At 71.4% G+C, this 24,137-nt stretch carries 21 protein-coding genes and 1 pseudogene; 12 read left to right on the top strand and 10 right to left on the bottom strand.

The window, feature by feature from the left end; translation table 11 throughout:
• Nucleotides 1-7: 7 nt before the first annotated feature.
• A complete protein-coding gene (locus tag AB0B50_RS24350; protein WP_362335564.1) occupies nt 8-667 on the top strand; it encodes a response regulator transcription factor in 660 nt (219 codons plus the stop codon).
• 129 nt (nt 668-796) lie between these two features.
• Nucleotides 797-2,245, top strand: a complete 1,449-nt coding sequence (locus tag AB0B50_RS24345; RefSeq protein ID WP_362335561.1) for a penicillin-binding transpeptidase domain-containing protein — start codon at nt 797-799, stop codon at nt 2,243-2,245.
• Nucleotides 2,246-2,337: 92 nt separating this feature from the next.
• Here AB0B50_RS24345 and AB0B50_RS24340 read toward each other — a convergent pair whose 3' ends face one another.
• From AB0B50_RS24340 to AB0B50_RS24320, 5 genes are all read right to left on the bottom strand, one after another.
• Nucleotides 2,338-3,099: a hypothetical protein gene (locus tag AB0B50_RS24340; protein ID WP_362335559.1), complete on the bottom strand. Its 762-nt coding sequence runs from the start codon at nt 3,097-3,099 to the stop codon at nt 2,338-2,340.
• Nucleotides 3,096-3,437, bottom strand: coding sequence for a PadR family transcriptional regulator (locus AB0B50_RS24335; protein ID WP_362335556.1), 342 nt, complete (start codon nt 3,435-3,437; stop codon nt 3,096-3,098). Before AB0B50_RS24335 ends, AB0B50_RS24340 begins: the two co-directional genes overlap by 4 nt.
• A gap of 32 nt (nt 3,438-3,469) precedes the next feature.
• Nucleotides 3,470-4,201 (bottom strand): CPBP family intramembrane glutamic endopeptidase, encoded by a 732-nt coding sequence (locus tag AB0B50_RS24330; protein WP_362335553.1) that lies wholly within the window; start codon nt 4,199-4,201, stop codon nt 3,470-3,472.
• Nucleotides 4,202-4,381: 180 nt separating this feature from the next.
• Nucleotides 4,382-5,176, bottom strand: coding sequence for an HAD family acid phosphatase (locus tag AB0B50_RS24325; RefSeq protein WP_362335550.1), 795 nt, complete (start codon nt 5,174-5,176; stop codon nt 4,382-4,384).
• Between the two features lie 116 nt (nt 5,177-5,292).
• Nucleotides 5,293-5,886 (bottom strand): TIGR03086 family metal-binding protein, encoded by a 594-nt coding sequence (locus AB0B50_RS24320; protein ID WP_362335549.1) that lies wholly within the window; start codon nt 5,884-5,886, stop codon nt 5,293-5,295.
• A gap of 133 nt (nt 5,887-6,019) precedes the next feature.
• Here AB0B50_RS24320 and AB0B50_RS24315 point away from each other — a divergent pair, with 133 nt between their 5' ends.
• Entirely contained in the window at nt 6,020-7,225 is a 1,206-nt protein-coding gene (locus AB0B50_RS24315; protein WP_362335546.1) for an MFS transporter, read from the top strand.
• On the opposite strand, the gene AB0B50_RS24310 is transcribed toward AB0B50_RS24315, so the two are convergent.
• The 3 genes from AB0B50_RS24310 to AB0B50_RS24300 form a co-directional block, all read right to left on the bottom strand.
• Nucleotides 7,200-8,546 (bottom strand): S28 family serine protease, encoded by a 1,347-nt coding sequence (locus AB0B50_RS24310; RefSeq protein WP_362335543.1) that lies wholly within the window; start codon nt 8,544-8,546, stop codon nt 7,200-7,202. The two genes, AB0B50_RS24315 and AB0B50_RS24310, sit on opposite strands and share 26 nt — an antisense overlap.
• Before the next feature lie 81 nt (nt 8,547-8,627).
• On the bottom strand, nt 8,628-9,905 hold the full coding sequence (locus AB0B50_RS24305) for a hypothetical protein (protein WP_362335540.1): 1,278 nt from the start codon (nt 9,903-9,905) through the stop codon (nt 8,628-8,630).
• Nucleotides 9,902-10,954: a 5-dehydro-4-deoxyglucarate dehydratase gene (locus AB0B50_RS24300; RefSeq protein ID WP_362335537.1), complete on the bottom strand. Its 1,053-nt coding sequence runs from the start codon at nt 10,952-10,954 to the stop codon at nt 9,902-9,904. The genes AB0B50_RS24305 and AB0B50_RS24300 overlap by 4 nt, the downstream gene beginning before the upstream one ends.
• A gap of 259 nt (nt 10,955-11,213) precedes the next feature.
• Here AB0B50_RS24300 and AB0B50_RS24295 point away from each other — a divergent pair, with 259 nt between their 5' ends.
• The 8 genes and pseudogenes from AB0B50_RS24295 (at nt 11,214) to AB0B50_RS24260 (ending at nt 18,888) form a co-directional block, all read left to right on the top strand.
• Nucleotides 11,214-12,023, top strand: coding sequence for an NAD(P)-dependent oxidoreductase (locus AB0B50_RS24295; protein WP_362335534.1), 810 nt, complete (start codon nt 11,214-11,216; stop codon nt 12,021-12,023).
• Nucleotides 12,024-12,235: 212 nt separating this feature from the next.
• Nucleotides 12,236-13,006 carry a DeoR/GlpR family DNA-binding transcription regulator gene (locus tag AB0B50_RS24290; protein ID WP_362335531.1) on the top strand — a complete coding sequence of 257 codons (771 nt, stop codon included), beginning with the start codon at nt 12,236-12,238 and terminating at the stop codon, nt 13,004-13,006.
• A gap of 164 nt (nt 13,007-13,170) precedes the next feature.
• Entirely contained in the window at nt 13,171-14,538 is a 1,368-nt protein-coding gene (locus AB0B50_RS24285; RefSeq protein WP_362335528.1) for a sugar ABC transporter substrate-binding protein, read from the top strand.
• Nucleotides 14,535-15,497 (top strand): sugar ABC transporter permease, encoded by a 963-nt coding sequence (locus AB0B50_RS24280; protein ID WP_362335526.1) that lies wholly within the window; start codon nt 14,535-14,537, stop codon nt 15,495-15,497. Before AB0B50_RS24285 ends, AB0B50_RS24280 begins: the two co-directional genes overlap by 4 nt.
• A gap of 89 nt (nt 15,498-15,586) precedes the next feature.
• Nucleotides 15,587-16,382 (top strand): annotated as a pseudogene (locus AB0B50_RS24275) (carbohydrate ABC transporter permease).
• A complete protein-coding gene (locus AB0B50_RS24270; protein WP_362335523.1) occupies nt 16,379-17,368 on the top strand; it encodes a zinc-dependent alcohol dehydrogenase family protein in 990 nt (329 codons plus the stop codon). The pseudogene AB0B50_RS24275 and the gene AB0B50_RS24270 overlap by 4 nt, the downstream one beginning before the upstream one ends.
• A 39-nt stretch (nt 17,369-17,407) precedes the next feature.
• Nucleotides 17,408-17,551, top strand: coding sequence for a hypothetical protein (locus tag AB0B50_RS24265; protein ID WP_362335903.1), 144 nt, complete (start codon nt 17,408-17,410; stop codon nt 17,549-17,551).
• Nucleotides 17,552-17,658: 107 nt separating this feature from the next.
• A complete protein-coding gene (locus AB0B50_RS24260; protein ID WP_362335520.1) occupies nt 17,659-18,888 on the top strand; it encodes a TerD family protein in 1,230 nt (409 codons plus the stop codon).
• Between the two features lie 140 nt (nt 18,889-19,028).
• On the opposite strand, the gene AB0B50_RS24255 is transcribed toward AB0B50_RS24260, so the two are convergent.
• Both AB0B50_RS24255 and AB0B50_RS24250 read right to left on the bottom strand, forming a co-directional pair.
• A complete protein-coding gene (locus AB0B50_RS24255) occupies nt 19,029-19,256 on the bottom strand; it encodes a CarD family transcriptional regulator (protein ID WP_362335517.1) in 228 nt (75 codons plus the stop codon).
• Nucleotides 19,257-19,411: 155 nt separating this feature from the next.
• A complete protein-coding gene (locus AB0B50_RS24250) occupies nt 19,412-20,995 on the bottom strand; it encodes a TROVE domain-containing protein (protein WP_362335514.1) in 1,584 nt (527 codons plus the stop codon).
• 593 nt (nt 20,996-21,588) lie between these two features.
• Here AB0B50_RS24250 and AB0B50_RS24245 point away from each other — a divergent pair.
• Nucleotides 21,589-23,991 carry a PQQ-binding-like beta-propeller repeat protein gene (locus AB0B50_RS24245; RefSeq protein ID WP_362335512.1) on the top strand — a complete coding sequence of 801 codons (2,403 nt, stop codon included), beginning with the start codon at nt 21,589-21,591 and terminating at the stop codon, nt 23,989-23,991.
• Nucleotides 23,992-24,137: the final 146 nt, after the last annotated feature.

Raw genomic sequence — 24,137 nt, 5'->3', positions numbered from 1 at the left:
GACACGCATGACGGCGAACGGCATCAGGATCGTCCTCGCGGACGACGAGCGCATGGTGCGCACCGCGCTGCGCGCGATCCTCTCCGCCGAGGCGGGCATCGAGGTCGTCGGCGAGGCCGCGACCGGCGCGGAGGCGGTGTCCGTGGTGCGGGAGCTGCGGCCCGACGTGGTCCTGATGGACGTCCGCATGCCGGAGATCGACGGCATCCGCGCCACCGAGCAGATCCTGCAGACGATGCCGGAGCCGCCGCGCATCGTGGTCGTGACGACCTTCGAGAACGACGCGTACGTGTACGAGGCGCTGCGCGCGGGGGCCTCCGGGTTCCTGCTCAAGCGGGCGGACGCCGACGAACTCGTCCAGGCGGTGCGGATCGTCGCGCACAGCGACTCGCTGCTCTTCCCCGCGGCCGTGCGCGCCCTGGCCGCCGAGCACGGCAGGGCCAAGCCCGCGCCGCCCGCCTGGGTGGCGCGGCTCACCGGCCGCGAGAGCGAGGTGCTCCGGCTGATGGCCGGCGGTCTGACCAACGCGGAGATCGCCGGGCGGATGGGCGTGGGCGCGGCGACGGTCAAGACGCATGTGGCGTCCGTGCTCGCCAAGACGGGGGCGCGGGACCGCACGCAGGCGGTGATCGCGGCGTACGAGGCGGGCTTCATGGAGGCCGCCTGAGCCCGCCACCGAGAGGCCGCCCGAACCTCGCCGCCGAGGCGCTCGCGGTTCATGAGGACTTTCTGAGAAAACGGTCACAACCGGACCAGAAGGGAACGAAACCTTCGGCTCCGTTCGTCCTTTCGTGGGATGAACAAGACGATCAGGCACGCCTCGGTCTTCACGCTGATACTCGTGCTCGCCCTGCTCGTGCGGGCGACGTGGGTGCAGTTCTACGACTCGAAGGCGCTCGCGGACGACAAGCTGAACCGGCGCAACGTGATCGAGCAGTACGCGAACCCGCTGGGCGACATCATCGTGGGCGGTGAGGCCATCACCGGCTCCGCGCGGACGAACGGCGGTGACCTCGCGTACAAACGCACCTACAAGAACGGCGAGCTGTACTCACCCGTGACGGGCTACAGCTCGCAGGTGTACGGCGCCACACAGCTGGAGGGCATCTACAAGGACGTCCTCGACGGCACCGACAACCGCCTGAAGAACCCGCTCGACACGGTCACCAACAAGAAGGCCGACCCCGGCGACGTGGTGACGACGATCGATCCGGCGGTACAGAAGGCCGGGTACAAGGCGCTCGGTGACAAGAAGGGCGCCGCTGTCGCCATCGACCCGAAGACCGGCAAGATCCTCGGCATGGTCTCGACCCCGTCGTACGACCCGTCGAAGATCAGCGGCTCCAGGGACTCCAAGGCATGGAAGGAGCTGACCGACGACGAGGACAAGCCGATGGTCAACCGCGCGCTGCGCCAGCCGCTGCCGCCCGGTTCGACCTTCAAGCTGGTCGTCGCGGCGGCCGCCCTGGAGGACGGGCTCTACAACTCCGTGGACACGAAGACGGACAGCCCGAACCCCTACACCCTCCCCGGCACGGCGACGGTCCTGAAGAACGAGAACCAGTCGGCGCCCTGTGAAAACGCGACGATCCGCACCGGCCTGCAGTACTCCTGCAACAACGTCTTCGCGAAGATGGCCGTCGACCTGGGCCAGGACAAGGTCGAGGCGATGGCGGAGAAGATGGGCTTCAACGCGGACAAGCTGGACGTGCCGGTGCGCGCCTCCAAGAGCGTGTACCCCTCCGACATGGACAAGGCGCAGACGGGCCTTTCGGGCATCGGCCAGTTCGACGTGACGGCCACGCCGCTGCAGATGTCGATGGTGTCGGCGGCCATCGCCAACGGCGGCGAGCTGGCCAAGCCGCACATGGTCTCGCAGGTCACCGACTCCAACGGCGACGTCCTGGAGAAGTACGACGACGGCGACTCCCAGCGGGTGATGAGCTCGTCCACCGCCGAAGGCCTGCAGTCCGCGATGCAGACGGTCGTCGAGAAGGGCACGGGGTCGAACGCGCAGATCGACGGCGCGACGGTCGGCGGCAAGACGGGTACGGCGCAGCACGGCGAGAACAACAGCAAGACGCCGTACGCGTGGTTCACGTCCTACGCCAAGGGCAGCGACGGCAAGGAGGTCGCCGTCGCCGTGATGATCGAGTCCTCCAGCGCGGCACGGGACGAGGTCAGCGGAAACGGCCTTGCCGCGCCCATCGCGAAGGCGATGATGGCCGCGGCTTTGAAGGGCTGAGGCTTGTCCGGGCCCAGCTCCATCGGCCGCGGGTGGTTCGTGGCTGGTCGCGCCCGCGCGACGGAGCCGCATGTGTCGCGGACCCGCGCCCCCTACCTGCGGCGGGACTGCCGCCACTGGAGTGCCCAGGCCAGTGCCACCATCGCGGCGGCGCCCGCCAGCAGGCCCACCACGAAGCCCAGGCCCGAGCCCGCGTCGCCGTCCTCCCTGGCCGCCGAGACGCCCGCCGCGGTGAGGGCCACGGCGAGGGCGGCGAGCAGCGCGTAGAACTTGCGGCTGAAGAAGCGGGAGCGCTCCGGCACCGGCGGCGCGGCGGACAGCTCCGCCGCCGGGCCGAGGCTCGCCGCCTTCGGCCGCTTGAACCACGTGTAAACGATCCAGGTCCCGCACGCCTCCCACCCGTCGGGCGCCAGGCGTTCGTCCAGGCCCTCGCGCCCGCGCGTGACCAGCTCCCGCCGGTACTCCCAGCGCTGCGGCCGTTCGGTGTCACGGCGGCTGACGAAGCGGCCGAGCGCGTCGACCCGCTCCACCTCCCAGCCCTCGTCGCCGAAGCGGTTCAGGAGCTCCTCGTCGACGTAGGTGTCGGCGGTCCAGCGCCACGTCTCCGCGTCGGCTGCGGCCGGAACCCGCGGTGCCCGCTCCCCCGTGGCGGGCACCAGCTGCCGGGCGAACTCGTCGACCGGGCCGAACTCCTGCGACGGGTCGCCGCCCGCCTCGTCCAGGTGCGCGGACAGGTCCGCGACGGTCGCCTCGATCCGATCGGCGGGCAGTCCGTGCGCCCGCAGCAGATCGGCGAGGTCGAGGAGGTAACCGTCCTGCTCGTACTGCGCGTTCGTGGCGTCCGCCGAGTTCATCGTGTCTCCACTCCCGCCTTCGACAGGACCTCTCGTACGGATGCGTCGAAGGCGAGCCACAGGCCGCCCTGTTCGCCGAGGGTCTCGCGGCCCTCGTCGGTGAGCCGGTAGTAGCGCCGCCCCGGCCCCTTCTCGGTGGCGCGGAACTCGGCGGCGACCAGGCCCGCCTCCTCCAGGCGGTTGAGCACGGGGTAGAGCGTGCCGCCCTTGATCTGGCCGAAGCCCGCGGCGCCGAGCAGCTTGGCGATCTCGTAGCCGTAGCTCTCGCCGTCGGTGAGGCTGGCGAGCACGAGGAGGTCGAGTACGCCCTTGAACCAGCTGGCGCGGCGGTCGGTCACTGGGGATCGCCTTTCTTCGGCACGGTCTGCGGTCAGGCGGCGGGCACGGCGCGGAGCTTGTCCGGCGCGGGCAGCGTCAGGTCGCGCACGGAGAGGGCGACGTGCGCCACGACGGGAAGCAGCAGGCTGCCCGTGGCGACGTAGAGGCCGCCGAACACCGCGCCGAACAGGCCGAAGAGAGCCATGCCCTGGCGGCCCTGGTAGAACCCGGCGGCCGCGTGGACGAGGGCCGAAAGGCCCACGGCCAGATAGAGGTTGAGCCCGAGGGCGCCGACGCCGAAGGCGATGAGCAGGCCGCGGTAGACCAGTTCGGCACAGATGCCGTCGGTCACGGCGAGGGCGACGGCGAGCCTGCGCTCCTCGGTGGTGCGCGGCAGCATGGCCTCGATGGAGGAGAGCCCCGGCACGTTCTTGCCCTGCTCGGCGAGGCCGCGGAAGTTGCGCCCCGTCGCCACGGCGATCGCCGTGAACACGCAGATCAAGGCCACGGTGTAGCCGGGCCTTTCGGGCGCCGTGATGCCGAGGTCGGCGGCGTCGAGGCCCGGCGAGAGCAGCAGGGCCGCGACGGCGAGTCCGGCGAAGGCCCACCACAGCGTGATCGTGAGGCCGAAGTAACGAACCAGGGCGCGGGGTTCGGTGTCCCTGCGGCGGGCCAGCGAGCCGTACACGCGTCGGCCCACGAAGGGCTCGCCGAGCAGCAGATAGGCGGCGAGCACGGCGGTGACCGCCGTCGAAGCGGCCGAGAAGTCCGGCGAGATGGTCATGGGGTCCCCCTGTCCCGAAGGAGCCGCGCGGCGCATGCGAACGCATGCCGCGCGGCCCCTGAGCGTCTGAGCTACCTAGACCGTATGGCGACCTAGTCAGGAATGCAACCTATCTCGCGATGCCGACTCCCAGAGTGCCCGGCGCCCGGCTCGCGCGGCTCAGCCCACGTAGTACGCGGCTCAGCCCACGTAGTACGTCGGGTTCGGGAGCTTGTACGTCTTGTCGGCGTACCCGCCCGCGAGGTCGGACGTCTGGTCGCCGAAGCTGCCGACGATGTCGTAGCCGGTCGACTCGATGTACTTGCGGGTGCCCTCCTTGAACTGGACGGTGTCGCACTTCCAGGCGGCGGGCGTGGCGCAGTGGCTCAGGTACGCCGGCGGGTTCGTCTTGTTCTTGGTGAAGACGTGGGTGCGGTCGAGCTGCGTGTCGTAGCCCGCCCTGGCGAGGTTGGCCACCGCGCCCTCGCGCTGCGACTCGGCGAGGCCGGTGAGGAAGAAGACCTCGACGCCCTTGCTCTTGGCGTACTTCACGAGCTCGGGCATGCCGAAGACGGCAGGCCGCTTGGCCGCCTTGACGTAGGCGTCCCACGTGTCGTTGTTGTACGTGAAGTTGGTGGACTTCTCGTAGTCGAAGCTGAGCAGCGCGGTGTCGTCGACGTCGAGGACGATCGCGGGCTTCTTCTTGCCGTGCTTGCCGTGGTGCGCGGCCTTCTTGATGTCCTTCTTCGCCTTGGCCTGGATGCGGGCCAGGTCCTTGGCGTACGGGCTGTCGGGCGAGGACTTCCACACGCCGTCGGCGCCCTTGGTCGCGCCGTAGTAGGCATCGATCTCACCGACGAGGAGGCCGATGTTGTGCGGCTCCTTGGTGGCGCGGGGGCGGTCCTGGTCGGCACTGGCGACACCGGTCGCGTACAGGGCGGCGCCGGCGACGGTACAGGCGGTGGCCAGGCCGGCCACGCGTAGGGACTTCCGCATAGGGTGCGTCTCGCATTCAGGGTTCGGGCAGGTCATGGCTTGTCTACGCGCATCAACCCGCGCCTGGGGAGACCGTGGGGAGACCCTTTACCCGATCGATACCTGATCCGGGGTTCTCAGCCCTCGGCCCGCCACCCCGGATCGCGGCCGCTCAGGCCGATCACCCGGTCGAGCAGCGGCGCGCCGTCCGGCACCGGAACAGGCTCGCCGAACAGGCCTCCGGACTCCCCGTCCGCCTCTCCGGTGGGCGTCAGGAGCGCCCGCGCCGCCTCCAGGCTCGCCTCGTCGGGCGCGTACTCCTGACCTGTGGCCCGCGCCAAGTCCCAGCCGTGGACGACCAGTTCGTCGAGGGCGACGAGGCCCGCCACCTCACCCGGCAGGTCGATGCCGCCCGCGCGGGTCATGCCCTGCCAGGCCGCCGGGTCCCGCCATGCCTCGGCGAGCGCGTCCAAGGCCTTCGGCAGCTCACCGCGCCATCCGGGGGTGACGTCCGGGGCGAGACTGCCGGGTGACGTGTCGAGCGTCGGCCCGAACTCCTTGTGCGCGGCCAGCCGGAAGGCCTCGGCGAGGCCGATCACATGCCCGAGCAGGTTCCGTACCGCGTACGCGGGGCAGGGCGTGGGCGCCGCGAGGTGCTCGTCCGTGATGCCTTCGGCGACGCGCGCCACGAGGCGGGCCTGCGGGCCGAGGTCGAGGATGTCGTCGGGCATGGGGGCCTCCACTAAGGCAGCGGTGTCGGTACGTCCCCCCTGTAGACCCCGGCCGCGTCGCGAATTCATCGCCGGTCCTTAGGGAATCCGCCCGATTCCGCCGCAGGGGCCTTAGAAACCAGCATCACCTGGCATGACATCGACGATCGGGCGCGTCCTGCGGGACCGCAACGCGGGTCTCTATCTGGGGGCGGTGGTGGTCTCGGGCTTCGGGACCTCCGCGCTGTGGCTGGTCTCCGGGATCTGGGTGAAGGAGCTCACCGGGTCCGACGGGCTCGCCGCGCTCTGCCAGTTCGCGCTGTGGGCGCCCACCCTCATCGGCCCGCTGCTCGGCACGCTCGCCGACCGCACGCGCCGCAGGCCCCTCCTCGTGGCCGTCAACCTCGCGCTCGGCGCGCTGCTCCTGTCCCTGTTCACCGTCGACACCGCGGGCCGCCTCTGGATCCTCTTCGCGGTGCTCGTGGTGTACGGGGCGGGCGGCGTCGTCACCGACGCGGCGGAGGCGGCCCTGGTCGCGACGGCCGTGGACAAGGAGCTGCTCGGCGACTTCAACGGCCTGCGGATGTCCGCGAACGAGGGCATGAAGCTGGTGGCGCCGCTCGCGGGGGCGGGCCTGTTCGCCGCGTACGGGGGCCCCGAGGTGGCGCTCCTGGACGCCATGACGTTCGTACTCGCCGCGGGGATGTTCGCGATGCTGCGGGTGCGGGAGGCCGTGCCGGTGCGGGAGAAGGCGTCGCTGCGGGACCGGACGGCCGAGGGCGTGCGGTACTTGTGGGGGCACGGGCGGCTGCGGCCGCTGGTGGTGGCGGGCGGTCTGACGATGCTGACGTCGGGCATCAGCGGCGCGACGCTCTACGCGGTCGTCGAGGGGCTCGGCCACGCGCCGTCGTACGCGGGTGCGATGTACGTGGTGCAGGGCACCGGCTCGGTGGCGGTGGGTGTGACGTCGGGAACGCTGCTGCGACGGCTCGGCGCGCGGAGGTTCGGGGCCGCGGGGATCGTCCTTACGGGTGTGTCCCTGGTGCTGACCGCGGTGCCGAACGACGCCGCTGTCCTCGCGGGGAGCTTCGCGAACGGCGTCGGGCTGCCCTGCGCGCTGATCGCGGGCCTCACGGCGGTGCAGCGCGAGACGCCGGACGCGCTGGTCGGGCGGGTGGCGGCGACCGCGAACACGCTGATGTTCGCGCCGACCGCGATCGGCATCGCGGCCGGCGCCGCCCTCGTGGAGAGCGTCGACATCCGTGTGCTGCTCCCGGTCCTCGCGGGGGTACGGCTGCTGATCGCCGTACCCCTGCTGCGGCCCGAGGCGCTGGCTACTTCACGTCGGCCCAGCGCTTGATGGTCGCGACGGCCTGTGCCTGCTCGGCGGCGGGCAGCTTGGCGATGGAGGCGCCGTGGTTGGAGCCCGGCACCACATGGCGGTAGGAGTCGCGGTGGCTCGGCGTGAACCGCTCGGCGCTCCACGGGTCGTTCTCGCCGTAGACGAACATCATCCGCTCGCCGCGGGTCTTCACCCAGCGGTCGACGTCGGCGATGGTCCTGTTGTCGTACGTGCCGCGCATACCGGCGGGCAGCACCGAGTTGGGCTGGTAGAGGTCGGGGTAGTGGCGCACGCCCTTGAGGTGCTTGAACTTCAGGTCGGCCCAGCCGAGTTGGGTGGCGGCCTGCCGGTAGTAGGGGCCCAGGCCGTTGATGCCGAGGTCCTCGTCGCGGTAGACGCTGAAACCGTGCTCCTTGGACCAGTCGTAGAGCTCGGTGTCGGTGGCCTTCTTCGCGTCGGGGACGGATCCGCAGTCGGCCTCGGTGCCGCTCTGCCAGAAGTTCCACACCTGGTCGAGGACCGCGAACTCATAGGCACGGTCGGTGGTTTCGAGGGTCTCCTCGAAGGTGTCGCCGTTGTTCACGGCATCCGCCTCGAACCTGGGGAGCAGTGCGTCGCGGCGCACGAGCATCTCGCGCTGCACGGCGTTCAGGCCCTCCCTGCACTCCTTCGTGCCGACGTTGGCGAAGAAGCGCTCGTACCCCCTGTCGTCGCGGTTGTTCGCATCGTTGGGCGCGACGAACGCGACGACCGCGTCGAGGTCCTCGGGGTAGAGGCGCTCGTGGTACGTCGCCGTCATGCCGCCCTTGCTGGCGCCGGTGCCCAGCCACTTGCCCTTCTCGATGGCCCGCAGGGCCCGGGTGAGCCGGTGCTCGTCGGCGGCCTCCTGCTCGACCGTCATCTTGGACCAGTCGTCGCCCGCCGCCCCGGTGGGCCGCGACTTCCCGAAGTAGCGGTGTTCCAGGCTGATTTGGTTGCCGTCGATCAGCTTGGTGACGGCGGTGGTGCCACCGGCGAGGGTGTAGCCGCCGGTGTAGAGGACGGTCGGCTTGTCCGTGGCCTTGTGCCAGAGCGTGGCGCGCTGCGTGAAGGTGGCGCCGCCCGGCTTGCGGTGGTCGACCGGCTGTTCGTACGTGAGCGTGTAGAGGGGGAAGCCCTCCTTGTCGGCGACGGAGACGACCGTCATCCCCGGTATCCGCTCGAGCCGTTCACGGATGTCCTGGCCCCGGGGCGCGGTGCCCGCCGCCCCCTGCGCGGCGGCGGGCACCGTGCCTCCGAGCACCGCGGCACCCGCCATGAGCCCGGCGCAGACCAGCGCGGATATCCCCTTGTTGCGCACCTTGCCTCCCTCTGTCCCCTGGTACGCGGCGGTCACCTGGTACCGGGAGCGACGCTTGTGGTGCGCGGATCGTATCGGCGATCACTCCACGCGTGACAGGGCCGCGGCGACGTGCGCGAGGTCGGCGTCGGAGGCCAGTCCCGCGTGGTAGAGGCGCAGTTCGTCCGCCCCGAGCGCGGCCGCGCGGGCGGCGTCGTCGGCCAGCGCGGCGGGGCGGCCGCCCATGCCGGACACGACAGTGAAGTTGGCGGCGAGCACGGCACCCGGGGAGCGGTGCGCGTGGAACGGGGCGAGTGCTTGTGCGCCGCCGGTGCAGGGCACGACCACGCCGTCGGCCACGGAGAGAATGTGCGCCGGGTCGACGCCGACGTTCGCGCCGCAGCGGTAGGGCAGCGGGTCGGCGTGGAGCAGGACGCGGAAGTCCTGCGGGGCGGGCTCTCTTACGGCGTGCTCTCTTGCGGCGGACTCTATTGCGGCGGACTTCGGTACGGTGCGCTCTCTTGCGGCGGGCTTCGGTACGGCGCGCTCCCTTGCGGCGGACTTCCGTACGGCGGCGACGGCGGCCTCCTGGAGGGTGCGGGCCGTCTGCTCGCGCCACGCGCGCGTGGCGGCCGCCATCTCGGCGCCGAGGAGCTTCTCTACGGCCTCCCACCCGCCCGCGGGCTCCTCCCCGCGCCACACGGGCTCCAGGGCGCGCCGCACTGCGGCCGTCAACGTGTCGGGGTCGAGGCCTTGTTCGGCGTACCCCTCACGGCAGGAGGCGCAGAAGCAGAGCGACATCAGGTACTGGCCCGCCTCGCCGAGGGCGACGCCCGCGGTCTTGTCGTGGGCGTGCAGATGCGCGAGGCCGTACCAGCCGCACGACTCCAGTTCGGCCCCGCGCGTGCCGGTCCCGGGGCGCACGGCGGCCTCCGCGGCGAGGTCGACGAGGTACGCGCGCGTGGCGGGCTGCGCGACGCAGGGCGCCCAGGGGTAGCGGTCTCCGTAGGCGTTGACCACGGAGGTGGCCGGATGTTCGGCGCCCATGCGGGAGTTGTGGGCGAGGACGACCCAGCTGTGCACGGCGATCCCTGCGTCGCCCAGGGCCTGTGCCGCCTCTCCGTAGGCATCGCCCGGCGCCCACTCCCCGGCGGCGTACGGCCGTGGCACGCGCCCTCGCCACCGCTCGCCCGGCGGGTAGAGCACGGCGGCGTGCTCGGCCGTCACGACGCGGTGGCGCGGGTGGCGCGGGGTCAGGGCGCGCGTGGAGTGGTAGGCGGAGGCGAGGGTGACCTGCCGGATGCCGAGGGCGACGAGGCGGGCGGGCGCTTCGGGGTCGCCGACGACGTCCCAGGGGTAGAGGAACGCGGCGGCCTTCACGCGTCCGCTCCCGGGCCGATGTCGCCCGCTCCCGGGCGGATGTCGCCCGCTCCCGGATGGATGTCACCCGCCCCCAGGTGGGTGGTGTCGCCTCCTCCCATGTGGGCGTCCCCGAGCAACTCCCGCCCGCGTTCGAGCAGTTCGGCCAGGCGCTTGACGTGTTCGTCGGCAGGTTCGTGCAGCGGCGGCCGCACGGTGCCCACCTCAAGGCCGCCGAGCCGCACGCCCGCCTTGACGAGGGAGACGGCGTAGCCGCGGCCGAGGGCGCGCAGTTCCACAAAGGGCCGGTAGAAGCCGTCGACGAGGCGGTTCACGACGGCATCGCCCTGCGGCGTCCCGGCGTTGAACGCCCGGTGGAAGGCCAGCGCGATGTCGGGCGCGAAACAGAAGACGGCCGAGGAGTAGAGGCTCACGCCGATGCCGCGGTAGGCGAGGCCGGTCAGCTCGGCGGTCGGCAGGCCGTTGAAGTACAGGAAGTCGCCCGGCACTTCGGTGCGCACGGCACTGACGGTGCGCTGCATCAGGTCCATGTCGCCGAGGCCGTCCTTGAAGCCGATGACGCCGTCGGCACGGGCGAGTTCGACGACGGTCTCCGGGGTGAACACGGCGTTGTCGCGCTGGTAGACGATGACGTCCAGGGAGGTGGCCGCGGCCAGTTCGGTGTAGTGCCGGATCAGCCCCTCCTGCCCGGCGACGACGAGATAGGGCGGCATGGCGAGCAACCCGTCGGCCCCCGCCGCCTCGGCCAGGCGCGCGTACCGCACGGCGAGCGCGGTGCCGTACCCGGCGCCCGCGACCACCGGCACCCGCCCCGCCGCCTCGTCGACGGCGGCGGCGACGCACTCCTGGAACTCCTCGGGTGTCAGGGCGTGGAACTCGCCCGTGCCGCAGCAGGCGAACACGGCCGCCGCCCCGGCCTCGATGCCGGCGCGCACATGGGCGCGGAAGGTGTCGGGATCGAGCGCGCCGTCGGGTCCGTACGCGGTGACCGGGAAGAACAGCGGCCCGCTGGGGACGCGGAGTCGGGAAGCGAGAGGGGCTGACGTCACGGGCTCTCCCTAGGCGTGCACGTTTCTGATTCATGTCCATATCCCTGAACACGACCACGCTAAGGTGCCCTCTTGGACCCGGTCAAGCCGGTGAACTCCCCACCCAGGAGCGGATTTACCGCCTCCGCGGCGCTCTTGACGCGGCGCGGTCGGGATCCCTAGCTTGTCCACGGATGTGAATTCTGTACGCGAATGAGTACGACTGACGAGCCACACAACCGCACAGCCATGCCCGCCACTCCGCCCGAGGAGACCCCGCATGCCCGCTCCCCGCACCGTCCTGCTCACCGGCGCCGCAGGCGGTCTCGGCACCCTGATGCGCGGACTCCTGCCCGCCTACGGATACGACCTGCGCCTGCTCGACATGCGCCCCGTGGCGGGCGAGCCGGACGCCGTCACGGCCGACCTCGCCGACAAGGAGGCGCTGCGCGAGGCCGTGCGCGGGGTCGACGCCGTCCTCCATCTCGCGGGCATCTCCCTGGAGTCCACCTTCGACAAGATCCTCAGGGCCAACATCGAAGGCACGTACAACCTCTACGAGGCGGCCCGCGAGGAGGGCGTGCGGCGCGTCGTCTTCGCCTCCTCCAACCACGCGGTGGGTTTCACCCCGCGCCCCCAGGGCGACGACCCGCTGATCCCGGTCGACACCCCGCGCCGCCCCGACACCTTCTACGGCCTGTCGAAGTCCTTCGGCGAGGACCTCGCGCAGCTCTACTGGGACAAGCACGGCATCGAGACCGTCTCGGTCCGCATCGGGTCCTGCTTCATGGAGCCCTCCAGCGTGCGGATGCTGTCGGTCTGGCTGAGCCCCGGCGACGGGGCCCGTCTCTTCCACGCGGCGCTCACGGCACAGGACGTGCGGCACACCGTCGCCTACGGCTCGTCCGCCAACACCCGCCTGTGGTGGGACCTCTCCTCCGCGCGTGCGCTCGGCTACGACCCCCAGGACGACTCCGAGCAGTACGCGGAGAAGCTCGTCGCCGAACAGGGCGAGCTGGACCCGGCGAACCCGGACCACGCACACCTGGGTGGGCACTTCTGCGCCAACCCTCCGGTGTGGCCCTACTGACGCACCGACCCGTTCGGGCACGGAACGGGCACTCCGCACCCCTGAAACGGGCACGCCCGCACCCCGCGGCACAGGCAGTCGCCCCGCCAAGCGGGCACATACGGGCAGCATCGTGCCCGCTGCGAGCCTGGTCACGCCCCTGCCCTGGCTGTAGAACTTCCCCAGAGAGCCCGAACGGGCACCGCACGACCCAGGGGAAGAAGGTGGCGCCGATGACCGCGGAAGAACGTCAGCGGCGGATCGTCAACGCGGCCCGCCACTCCGGTTCCGTCGACGTGACGGCGCTCGCCGCCCAGCTCGGCGTCGCCAAGGAGACCGTCCGCCGCGATCTGCGGGCCCTGGAGGACCACGGCCTGGTCCGCCGCACCCATGGCGGCGCCTACCCCGTGGAGAGCGCGGGCTTCGAGACCACCCTCGCCTTCCGTACGACCATGCACGTCCCGGAGAAGCGGCGCATCGCGGCCGCCGCGGCCGAGCTGCTCGGCGACGCCGAGACCGTCTTCGTCGACGAGGGGTTCACGCCCCAGCTGATCGCCGAGGCGCTGCCCGAGGCCGCGGCGGGCCGCGCGCTGACCGTGGTCACCGCCTCGCTGGCCACCGCGGGCGTTCTCGCCGAAGCCGACAACATCACCGTGCTGCTGCTCGGCGGCCGCCTGCGCCCCGGCACGCTCGCCACCGTCGACCACTGGACCACCCGCATGCTGGCCGGCTTCGTCATCGACCTGGCGTACATCGGCGCCAACGGCATCTCCCGCGAGCACGGCCTGACGACGCCGGACCCCGCGGTCAGCGAGGTGAAGGCGCAGGCCATCAGGGCCTCGCGGCGCACCGTGTTCCTGGGCGTGCACACCAAGTTCGGGGCGAGCAGTTTCTGCCGGTTCGCAGGGATCTGCGACCTGGACGCGATCGTCACGAGCAACCGCCTGCCCGCGTCCGAGGCGCACCGCTACTCACTCCTCGGCCCGCAGGTCATCCGCGCCTGACGCGCCTCTTCTCCCTCCCCGCCCCCTCCCCCCCCGCTCCCTCCCCCTCTCTCCCCCCCCGCTCCCTCTCCGTCCTTCGATCTCCTCTGCGTACGTCCCGGGCTTCCGCATGCCCTGACGTGCCCCGAACGTCCCCAAAAGACCCCTATGTTCAGGAGCGATTCATGCGAACCCCGAGCCGACGGAGGCCGCGCGCGCTCGTCGCGGCCGCCGCAGGGACGCTGCTCGCCCCGCTGCTCGCCGGCTGCTGGGCCGGTGCCGGTGGGACCGGTTCAGGCGGTGACTCCATCAACGTCCTCATGGTGAACAACCCGCAGATGGTGGAGTTGCAGAAGCTCACCGCCGCCCACTTCACCAAGAAGACCGGCATCGAGGTGAACTTCACCGTCCTGCCGGAGAACGACGTCCGCGACAAGATCAGCCAGGACTTCGCCAACCAGGCGGGGCAGTACGACGTCGCGACGCTCAGCAACTACGAGATACCGATCTACGCCCGCAACGGCTGGCTCCACGAGGTCGGTTCGTACGCCCGCGAGGACAAGGCGTACGACGAGAAGGACGTCCTGCCGCCCATGCGCCAGTCCCTCACCGGCGACGACGGCAAGCTCTACGGACAGCCCTTCTACGGAGAGTCGTCCTTCCTGATGTACCGCAAGGACGTCTTCAAGAAGGCGGGCCTGACCATGCCCGAGCACCCCACCTGGCAACAGGTGGCGGAGCTCGCCGCCCAAGTGGACGGCAGGCAACGGGGGATGAAGGGCATCTGTCTGCGCGGCCTGCCCGGCTGGGGCGAGGTGATGGCGCCGCTGACGACCGTGGTGAACACCTTCGGAGGCACCTGGTTCGACAAGGATTGGAAGGCCCGCCTGGACTCCCCCGAGTTCGAAAAGGCAACTCGCTTCTACGTAGACCTCGTTCGCAAGCACGGCGAGTCCGGTGCCGCTCAGTCCGGCTACGCCGAGTGCCTCAACAACCTCACCCAGGGCAAGACCGCCATGTGGTACGACGCGACGGCCGCCGCGGGCTCGCTGGAGTCCGCCAAGTCCCCGGTCAAGGGAAAGATCGGCTACGTGTCCGCCCCCGTGGCGCGGACCAAGAGCTCCGGATGGCTCTACACCTGGGCGTGGGGCCTGCAGAAGGCCTCGCGGAACCCGGACAAGGCCTGGGAGTTCATCTCCTGGGCGTCGAGCAAGGAGTACGAGGAGCTCGTCGGCGAGAAGATCGGCTGGGCGAACGTGCCCGCGGGCAAGCGCGCCTCCACCTACGCGAACCCCGACTACCGCAAGGAAGCCGCCGCCTTCCAGGACGTCACCCGCGCCGCCGTCGAAGGGGCGAGGCCCCGCGACCCGGGTGTACAGGAGCGGCCCGCGCCCGGCATCCAGTTCGTCGGCATCCCCGAGTTCACCGACCTCGGCACCAAGGTCTCCCAGGAGATCAGCGCGGCCATCGCCGGACGGCAGTCCGTCGAATCGGCCCTGGAGAAGTCGCAGCGGCTCGCCGAGAAGATCTCCGAGGAGTACGAGGGACGATGACCGCCACCGCGAGCACCACCGCCGTCGGGCACACGCGCGTGCCCGACGCCCACAAGCCGGGGTCACCGGGAACGCCGGGACGACTGCGCACCTGGGCCACCAGGGCGCCGTTGCTGCCCGCCCTCGTCTTCATGATCGCCGTGACCCAACTGCCGTTCGTGGCCACTCTGGTGATCTCCTTCTTCGACTGGAACGCCCTCTACCCGGACGCCCGCAGCTTCGCGGGATTCGCCAACTACACCGAGGTCCTCACCGACCCGGACCTGCGCAAGTCCGTGCTGACCACGATCCTGCTCACCGTCTCCGTGGTGCTCGCGAGCCTGGTGCTCGGCCTCGGCCTCGCGCTGCTCCTGAACCGGAAGTTCCGGGGGCGCGGACTGGTGCGCACCCTCCTCATCGCGCCGTTCCTGCTGGTCCCCGTGGCCGCCGCGCTGCTGTGGAAGCACGTGCTCTACAACCCCGAGTACGGGCTCTTCAACGGCCTGCTGCACTGGATCGGCGGGGACTCCGCGGCCCAGCCCGACTGGGTCTCCAACACCCCGCTCCTTGCCGTCGAGGCCTCCCTGGTGTGGCAGTGGACGCCCTTCATGATGCTGATCCTGCTCGCGGGGCTGCAGAGCCGTGACCCCGAACTCGTCGAGGCGGCCCGCATGGACGGCGCGGGCAACTGGCAGGTCTTCCGCCATCTGACGCTTCCGCATCTGCGCCGCTACCTCGAACTGGGCGCCCTGCTCGGCTCGATCTACATCGTGCAGAACTTCGACGCCGTCTTCACCATCACCTCGGGCGGCCTCGGCACCGCCAACCTGCCCTACACCGTGTACCAGAGCTTCTACCAGGCCCACGAGAACGGCCTGGCCTCCGCGGCCGGCGTGCTCGTCGTCATCGGCTCGATCGTCATCGCGACCTTCGCACTGCGGGTCGTCTCGTCCCTGTTCCGTGAGGAGGCGTCCCGCTGATGGGCACCCTCGTGAAGGCCCGCCCCCGCGCGAAGGACCGTCCACACGGCGCGAAGGACCGTCCACACGCGCGTGGGGCCGCGCTCGGCCTGGTCGCCTGGCTCGCCGGGATCCTGTTCTTCCTGCCCGTCGCCTGGATGGCGCTGACCTCCTTCCACTCCGAGGAGGACGCCGCGACCAACCCACCCTCGCTCGCCGCCTCGCTCACCCTCGACGGGTACCGCGACTTCTTCGGAGCGGGCGGCGGCGCGAGCCCCTGGCCCTCGCTGATCAACTCGACGGTGGCATCCCGTGGTCTCGACCCTGTGCGTGCTCCTCCTCGCGCTCCCGGCCGCGTACGCCCTGTCCATCAGGCCCGTGAAGAAGTGGACGGACGTGCTCTTCTTCTTCCTGTCCACGAAGATGCTGCCGGTGGTGGCGGGCCTCCTGCCGATCTACCTCTTCGCCAAGAACACCGGCCTGCTCGACAACATCTGGCTGCTCGTCCTCCTCTACACCTCGATGAACCTGCCGATCGCGGTGTGGATGATGCAGTCGTTCCTCGCCGAGGTGCCCAAGCCCATCATCGAGGCCGCGCAGATCGACGGGGCACGCCTGCCGACGATCCTCGCGCGCGTGGTGGCGCCCGTCGCCCTCCCCGGGATCGCCGCGACCGCCCTGATCTGCTTCATCTTCAGCTGGAACGAACTCCTCTTCGCACGGGTGCTCACGGGCGTCGTCGCCCAGACCGCGCCCGTCTTCCTGACCGGCTTCATCACCAGCCAGGGCCTGTTCCTTGCGAAGGTGTGCGCCGCGTCGCTCGTCATCTCCCTGCCGGTGCTCGCCGCGGGGTTCGCCGCCCAGGACAAGCTGGTCCAGGGCCTGTCGTTGGGAGCCGTGAAATGAAGGCAGCGATCGTCGAGTCGGTGGGCAAGGTCGTCGTCGGCGAGGTGCCCGACCCCACGCCGGGGCCCCGCGAGGTCGTCGTGGAGGTCGCCGCGTGCGGCCTGTGCGGCACCGATCTGCACATCCTGCAGGGCGAGTTCGCGCCCACGCTGCCGGTGGTGCCGGGGCACGAGTTCGCGGGCGCCGTCGTCGGCCTCGGCCGTGACGTGCGCGAACTGGCCGTCGGCGACCGGGTCGCCGTGGATCCCTCGCTGCACTGCCACGAGTGCCGCTACTGCCGCGACGGCAGGGGCAACCTCTGCGAGCGGTGGGCGGCGATCGGGGTGACCACCGCGGGCGGCGCCGCGCAGTTCGCCGTCGCCCCCGTCGCCAACTGCGTACGCCTGCCCGATCACGTACGCACCCAGGACGCCGCGCTCATCGAGCCGCTGTCCTGCGCCGTGCGCGGTTACGACGTGCTGCGCGCGCGGCTCGGCGCGCATGTGCTGATCTACGGCTCGGGCACGATGGGCCTGATGATGCTGGAGCTCGCCAAGCGCACGGGCGCGGCGAGCGTGGACGTCGTGGACCTCAATCCGCAGCGCCTCGCCACGGCGCGGCAGTTGGGCGTGACGGGGTCGGCGGCGAACGCGGACGAACTGGACCGCCCGCAGGGCTGGGACGTCGTCGTCGACGCGACCGGCAACGCGGCCGCGATCCAGGACGGGCTCGAACGCGTCGCGAAGGCGGGCACGTTCCTCCAGTTCGGCGTCGCCGACTACGCCACGCGCGTGTCCATCGATCCGTACCGCATCTACAACCAGGAGATCACCATCACCGGGTCGATGGCGGTCCTGCACAGCTACGAGCGTGCCGCCGAGCTGTTCGCGGGCGGGGTGCTCGACCCGGACGTGTTCATCAGCGACCGGCTGCCGCTGGACTCCTATCCGCAGGCCTTGGACCAGTTCGCCTCCGGGGTGGGCCGCAAGATCGTCGTGGTGCCGTGACCAGGAGCGTGCCGGCGCTCTGATTCGGTACCGCTCGGCATGGCCGGGACGTACGCTCCCGGCCATGCCGAGACCTCATGGATCGAGAGCGGCGATCCGCAGCTGGTGATGGCCCGCTGGACCGGCAACTACAAGCACGGCAACGAACGCACCGCGCGCTCGCACCCCCGTAACCGCGGCTGAGACCCGCGCGACCACGGCCGAGAAGCCCTCGACGGGGCGGGGAAAAATCCGTGTGCGGGTAAGGGAACGGTAAAGCGGGATCGTTCGTTACCCCTGGCATGACAGCTATGACCCCTGGCTCGAACATCCCGCTGACCGCCGCCCGCGTGGCGGTGGACGTCGCCGCTCCGGTGCGGCTCGACGTATCGGGCCTGCTGCTCACCGCCGACGGCAAGGTGCGCTCCGACGACGACTTCATCTTCTTCAACCAGCCCTCGGGCCCCGGTGTGACCTACCAGTCGGGCGGTGGCACGACCCCCGACAAGGTCACCGTCGACACGGCCGCCGTGCCGCCCGGCATCGAGAAGATCGTCGTGACCGCGAGCCCGGACGCGGCGGGCCAGACCTTCCAGGGCATCGAGCCCACCGCCACGATCCGCAACGCCGACGACGGCTCGGTCCTCGCCACCTTCACGCCGCCGCAGCTCGGCGCCGAGACGGCCCTGGTGATCGTCGAGATCTACCTGCGCAACGGCGCGTGGAAGGCCCGAGCGGTCGGCCAGGGGTACGCGAACGGCCTCGCGGGCATCGCGACGGACTTCGGTGTCTCGGTGGAGGAGCCCGCCCCGGCCCCGGCCGCCGCCCCTGTCGCGCCGCCCGCACCGATGGCGCCCCCGGTGGGCCAGCCCGTGCAGGGCCCGCCCCCGCCGGTCGCCGACCCGCGCCTGGCGGCACCCGCCGCGCCCGCCGCTCCCCCCGCCCCGCCCGCGCCCGGCGCCGGGAAGATCAACCTGGACAAGGGCCGCGTCAGCCTCCAGAAGAACCAGACGGTGTCCCTGGTCAAGGGCGGCCGTCCGCTGCTCTCGCAGGTCAAGATGGGCCTCGGCTGGGAGCCCGCGTTCCGCGGCAAGGACATCGACCTGGACGCCTCCGTCATCGCGTACGGCCCGCAGCGCAACCACGTCGACAGCTGCTACTTCGGCAAGCTGTCGATCGTGAACGGCGCGATCAAGCACTCCGGCGACAACCTCACGGGCGAGGGCGGCGGTGACGACGAGGTGATCGTCGTGGACCTCGGCCGCCTCCCGCAGGACGTCACGGGCCTGGTCTTCACGGTGAACTCGTTCTCGGGACAGAAGTTCACCGAGGTCGCCAAGGCCTACTGCCGTCTGATCGACGCGGCCTCCGGCGAGGAGCTGGTCCGCTTCGACCTGACCAACGCCGAGGCGCAGACAGGCGTCATGATGGCGAAGCTGATCAAGCAGTTCACCGGCGAGTGGGAAATGACCGCGATGGGGCAGTTCGTGAAGTCCCGCACGGTGCGCGGCATGGTGAAGCCCGCGGCGCAGGCCCTGTAAGGCGGCAGGGCCTGCGGGAATCCCGCGCGTGAGGGGCGGTGGACCGGGGGTGCGGTCCACCGCCCCTCACGCGTTGCGGGTCCGGATCGTCCCTCACGCGTTGCGGGTCCGGATCCGCGGAGTCGTCCTGGTCGTCGGAGTCAGAGCTTGGCCAGCTTCGGGTACGGGCTCAGGAAGCGGCCCTGGCGGCCCGCGAAGTCGATGACCACCGCGTCCTCTCCCTCGACGCCGACGATCCTCCCGAGGCCGTACTGGTCGTGGGAGACCCGGTCACCCACCTCGAAGTGCTCGACGGGTGGGGCAGGCTGGGCGGGCCGGTTGAAGGGACTGTTCGGCAGGTGGCGGCGGGAGCCGGGGGGCCTCGTCATGTCCGCAGTATGGGCCCCCGGCGGCCTGGCACACCATGCTCCGTACTCACACCGCCCTCACATCGGTATGGAACAGACACACAAGTAACTCGAAAGAGCACCTGGGAACAGCGCGATGTCCGTGTTCGGCACCGCGCCGTCGCTCGCGCCGCCCCTCAGGCCGCGGCCCAGGGCCAGTCGGCGCCCGAGCCCGCCTCGATCAGCTGCACCATGCGGAACGCCGCGTCCGAGAGGCCGCCGAAGACGTGGCGGTTGCCCTGGCCGGACGGGCCGTGGCCCGCGCGGTAGCCCGCGAGGTTCCAGGTGTAGACCGGGACCTGCGCCGGGACCTGCTCGGTCGGGTCGCCGTAGTAGTTGTGCGTCGCCTGCTCGTCCGTGACGATCAGCACCCGGTCGTGCTTCTTGTAGAAGCGGCGCACCGCCTCGGTGGTGTTCGTGCCGCCGAGGTCGCCGAAGCGGTCGAGGACCTTCAGGACGGACTCGCCCCTGCGGAACTTCACCCGCGCGCTGCTGGAGCCGAACTGGACCAGGTCCGCGTCGGCGGCCCGCATCGCGAGCGCCGTACCGAAGATCGCGGCCGCGTCGGCGCGGTTGAGCTGCGAGCGGTCCGACAGCGGCGACCACATCGAGCCGGAGCGGTCGACCAGGATCAGCGTCCTGCCCGGCAGCGACGGCACGTTCGCGAGCGAGTGGCCGAGCGCCCGCTCCAGCGGGTACGACCAGCGCAGCGACGGCGCGTGCTGGTACGCCGCGAGGTAGCGGAAGGGGAACTGCCGGGACTTCGCGACGACTTCGGGGTCGGCGAGCTTGGCCGCGACGGTCGCCGCGACCTCGTCCGATACGCCCGCCTCGTCGAAGTTGCGCAGATTGCGGACCAGCGCCATCGCACCCATCGACGGGATCACGGCCTCCCAGGCCGCCTTGTCCATGGGGCCCTGCAGCCAGCCGGCGAGCGCCTCCCAGGTGATGCCCGCGGCGGCGAGGCGCTCGGCGCCGCCCTCACCGGTGACCACCGCGCGTCGCTCGGCGACGGGCAGGGCCATCAGCTCACGGTGCGCGGCGAGCACGTGCGCGCCCTCGGGCACCACGGCCGTCTCCGGGTGGTGCCGGCGGTCGAGCGCGTACTGGAAGAGGGCGCCCTGCCACGGCTTGTCCGGGTCGGGCGACGCGTGCACGAGGTTGAGGATGTCGCCGAAGCGGTAGCCCTTGGAGGCCGTGTCGTACTTCAGGAGCGCCTTCTCGTTGAAGAGGCGGCGCACGGCGTCGGCGATGCCGCGCTTGACGGGCTTGGGCACGTTCCGGCCGTACGTCGCCGTCCAGTAGCCGAGGAATTCGCCGGGCTCGTCGGGGCGGCGCAGCACGGAGGCGACGACCTGCCGATTGGAGGGCCCTTCGGTGGCCTGCGCGTCGAGGCGCGCCTTCACGTACTCGGCGGCGCCGACGAGGGATGCCGTGCGCATGTTGCCGTCGCCGCGCAGCCAGCCGAGCAGGCCCGCGGTCCACGTGGGGTCCTCGACGGCGAGGCGGCGCACGAGCGCGGCGAAGCGGTCGTCGCGGCGGTCGCCGGTCTCGTAGAAGGTCTGCTGGGAGACGAAGTTGGCGACGGCGAGCAGGAAGGTCTCGGAGCGCGCGTCTCGCAGATGGCCCGTGCCGCCCTCGTGCGTGCGCGTGGTGCGGCCGGTCGACTTCACCGGCGAAGTGACGAGCGCCTTGACGGACTTGGTGTTGAAGCGTGCCATGAGAATTCCCCCGAATTCGTCGTGCGTTTCCGTACGGGGGGAGGCGCGCGGCATGGTGTGCCCGAGTTCTGAGGTCGGCGACGGACTTGTGTCGGATGCTCTACCGGATTGAGCTACACCGGCCCTGGGCCGATGACGGGATTCGAACCCGCAACCCTCTGATCCAATGAAGTAACCGCTGCCTTCGCACCGGGCACACCAGCTGCTGAGCCTCCCGAGATCAAGAGGGGCCGCGGCGTGATTTCTGGAAAGGAAGTAGCCGCCGCCCTGCGCACCGGGAGGTGCGTGAACTGCATGAAGTTATGGTGTCCAGAGGTCATTTCGGCGGAACTGTTATGGCGCTCCAACCCCTGAGCTACACCGGCCTGTTGGTACCGGCGGCGGGACTCGAACCCGCGACCTCCCCATTATGAGTGGAAGTAGGTCCTGCCTTCGCACCTGGACGTGCATCACTTTAGGAGAGTGAACCGGGGAGGCGCCAAAGGTTTTTTACGCCGCTTGTTCTCTTCCCTGATCTCCCGGCGGACGCAACCGTACGATGCCTCACAGGCGTCGCACAGAGCGTCAGTTCGTCCCGCTGGAGGGAGCGCCCCGTGGAGGTCGGCGGGTACCGGATCGTCGCGCGGCTCGGCGAGGGCGGCATGGGTCGTGTGTATCTGGCGCGTTCGGCCTCCGGGCGGCCGGTCGCCGTCAAGACGGTGCACGCGCACCTCGCCGCCGACCCGGAGTTCCGTGAGCGCTTCCGCCGTGAGACGGTCGCCGCGCGCGCCGTCAGGGGACCGTACTCCGCGGCCGTGCTCGACGCCGACCCGGAGGCCGAACAGCCCTGGTTCGCCGTGGAGTTCTGCGCGGGGCCCGGCCTGCCGCGGGCGGTGGCCACGCACGGCCCGCTCGACTCAGCCGACCTCGCCACGCTGGGCGCGGCGCTCGCCGAGGCCCTGACGGGGGTGCACGCGGCGGGAGTCGTGCACCGCGACGTGAAGCCGTCCAACGTCGTCATCACCCGCGACGGCCCCAAGCTCCTCGACTTCGGCATCGCCAGGAGCGCCGCCGACGCGAGCCTCACCGCCGCCGACGAGGTCGTCGGATCACCCGGATTCATCGCCCCCGAGCAGCTGGCGCGGGAGGTGCGGCCGGGGCCCGCGGCCGACGTGTTCGCGCTCGGCGCGGTCCTGGTGGTGGCGGCGACCGGGCGCGGTCCGTTCGGCTCGGGCGGCGCGCCGGAGGTCCTCCACCGCACCCTGCGCGACGAGCCGGACCTGGTCGGCGTGCCGGACGCCGTCTGGCGCGGCTTCCTCGCCCGCTGCCTCTCCAGGGACCCGGCGGATCGGCCGACGGTCCAGGAAGCGCTGGCCTGGTGCGGCGAGCGGGCGGCTCGACGCCCGTGGTGGGAACAGGATCCGGTGGCCGGCCTGATCCGCCGCCAGGAGGACGAGGTGACAGAGCTGTTGCGGCGGGAGGGGGGTGGGGAGGACGAGGGCGCAGTCGAGGAGGCAGGCGAGGGTGCCGATGACAGCCGCGGTGGCGGTGACCGCCGCAGACCCGGCGGGGATGCGGGACCCGGCGCCGAATCCGCCCCTCAGTCCCACGTCGGCTCCGCCCCTCAGCCCCGCGCCGACTCCACACCGAAAACCCGCGCCGACGCCGCCGACTCCCCCTCCGAGCCCGGCTCCCACCCCCGGCCCGACCCCCCGCGCCGACCCTCCCGGCGCCGCCTGCTCGCCTGGGTCGGGGCGGCGGTCGCCGTCGCAGGGACCGCCACCGCGGCCGTCACGCTGCCCGGGGGTGACGACGACAGCGACGACAGCGACGGCGCATCGTCCGACGCCGGGCCGCGGCCACCCGCGGGCAAGGTGCTGTGGAGCCGCCCCGTCGGTGAACTCCGTTACGGCGGCGGCCTGTTCCGCAGCGGCAAGGACCTGTACATCACCGACGACGCCGAGCTCACCCGCATGGACGCCCGCACCAGCACGGTCCACTGGACGTACCCGGCGGAGAACCTGCGCGGCGTCGCCCCCCAGGGCGACCTGGTCTACGTACGCAGGACGGGCCTCTTCGAGGACGAACTCGTCGCGCTCCGCCTGGGCACCGGCCGCGAGGCGTGGGACTCGGGCTTGCTGACACGCAACCCGCACCGTCCGCCCCGCCCCCTCGACGCCCCGGCGAGCGAACTGGAGGGCGAGTACTCGGAGTCGACCGTCTCCGACCGCATCGTCTGCCTGATCACCTACACCTCGTACGGCACTCTGCAGGCGCGCCGCGGCGCCGGGGACAGGCCCTGGCGGGCGTACGGCTTCGATCCGCGTACGGGGGAGCCCCGTTGGTACCACCAGGGCCGCGCGGCCGGGGTGATCGGCGTCGACCAGGCGGGCGGCCGCATCGCCGTGGCCGCCACCGCGGACCGGGGCGGCGCCCAGGACACGGCGTACGCGCAGGACGATCCGCTCGTCGTGCTGCGCGCGGCGACCGGCACCGTGGAGCGGGAGATACCGAAGGGCGCGCGGCGTCCGCGGGCCCACCCGGGGGCGACCGGCGTCGGCTATCAGGCGCCGCCGGGACGCATTCAGGCGGTCGACCTGGCCACCGGCCGCACCTTGTGGAGCCGCCCCTCGGAGTCGGACACGGCGATCGCCCCGAGGGCGGCACGCGGCCTGGTGCACGCCTCGGGGGCCGAGGGGATCCGCGCGCTGGACGCGGACTCCGGAGCGCCGCGCTGGAGCAGGACCGACGTCCAGGAGATACGCACGGCAGACGACACGCCCCTGATGGACGACACGTTCGCGTACGCCATCGGCCCGGCCCCCGGCAGCTCCGCAAAGGAGAGCCGCCCCACGTGGGGCCTATACGCACTGGACGCGACAACGGGCCGCACGGCCTGGGCGGCCGCCCTGGACACGACCGCGGGAATCGACGCGGCGACGGCGGAGGACGGCCTGGTCCACCTGTGCACGGCCGGAAAACTGCACGCGGTGAGCGCCCCGGAGACCGCCGAGTGACCGCACGCGCCCAGGAGACGGGACAGATGACCGGCAGGGATCCCGCACCCGACCCTGCCCAGGAGACCGACCGGGAAGCCGCAACCGGCCCTGCCCAGGAGACCGCCCGGGAGGCAGCGCCGCCCTCCCCCAACCACCGCAACAGC

It is taken from the genome of Streptomyces sp. NPDC041068, from assembly GCF_040647455.1.
GTDB lineage: Bacteria > Actinomycetota > Actinomycetes > Streptomycetales > Streptomycetaceae > Streptomyces.
Note: the sequence above shows the minus strand (reverse complement) of the source record. Positions and strands in the feature narration are given on the sequence as shown.

Bases quoted from the DNA above. Each gene is read 5' to 3' on its own strand.
- AB0B50_RS24350 (WP_362335564.1), top strand. From the start codon at position 8: ATGACGGCGAACGGCATCAGGATCGTCCTCGCGGACGACGAGCGCATG.
- AB0B50_RS24345 (WP_362335561.1), top strand. From the start codon at position 797: ATGAACAAGACGATCAGGCACGCCTCGGTCTTCACGCTGATACTCGTG.
- AB0B50_RS24340 (WP_362335559.1), bottom strand. From the start codon at position 3,099: ATGAACTCGGCGGACGCCACGAACGCGCAGTACGAGCAGGACGGTTAC.
- AB0B50_RS24330 (WP_362335553.1), bottom strand. From the start codon at position 4,201: ATGACCATCTCGCCGGACTTCTCGGCCGCTTCGACGGCGGTCACCGCC.
- AB0B50_RS24325 (WP_362335550.1), bottom strand. From the start codon at position 5,176: ATGCGGAAGTCCCTACGCGTGGCCGGCCTGGCCACCGCCTGTACCGTC.
- AB0B50_RS24320 (WP_362335549.1), bottom strand. From the start codon at position 5,886: ATGCCCGACGACATCCTCGACCTCGGCCCGCAGGCCCGCCTCGTGGCG.
- AB0B50_RS24315 (WP_362335546.1), top strand. From the start codon at position 6,020: ATGACATCGACGATCGGGCGCGTCCTGCGGGACCGCAACGCGGGTCTC.
- AB0B50_RS24295 (WP_362335534.1), top strand. From the start codon at position 11,214: ATGCCCGCTCCCCGCACCGTCCTGCTCACCGGCGCCGCAGGCGGTCTC.
- AB0B50_RS24290 (WP_362335531.1), top strand. From the start codon at position 12,236: ATGACCGCGGAAGAACGTCAGCGGCGGATCGTCAACGCGGCCCGCCAC.
- AB0B50_RS24285 (WP_362335528.1), top strand. From the start codon at position 13,171: ATGCGAACCCCGAGCCGACGGAGGCCGCGCGCGCTCGTCGCGGCCGCC.
- AB0B50_RS24280 (WP_362335526.1), top strand. From the start codon at position 14,535: ATGACCGCCACCGCGAGCACCACCGCCGTCGGGCACACGCGCGTGCCC.
- AB0B50_RS24270 (WP_362335523.1), top strand. From the start codon at position 16,379: ATGAAGGCAGCGATCGTCGAGTCGGTGGGCAAGGTCGTCGTCGGCGAG.
- AB0B50_RS24265 (WP_362335903.1), top strand. From the start codon at position 17,408: ATGGCCGGGACGTACGCTCCCGGCCATGCCGAGACCTCATGGATCGAG.
- AB0B50_RS24260 (WP_362335520.1), top strand. From the start codon at position 17,659: ATGACCCCTGGCTCGAACATCCCGCTGACCGCCGCCCGCGTGGCGGTG.
- AB0B50_RS24255 (WP_362335517.1), bottom strand. From the start codon at position 19,256: ATGACGAGGCCCCCCGGCTCCCGCCGCCACCTGCCGAACAGTCCCTTC.
- AB0B50_RS24250 (WP_362335514.1), bottom strand. From the start codon at position 20,995: ATGGCACGCTTCAACACCAAGTCCGTCAAGGCGCTCGTCACTTCGCCG.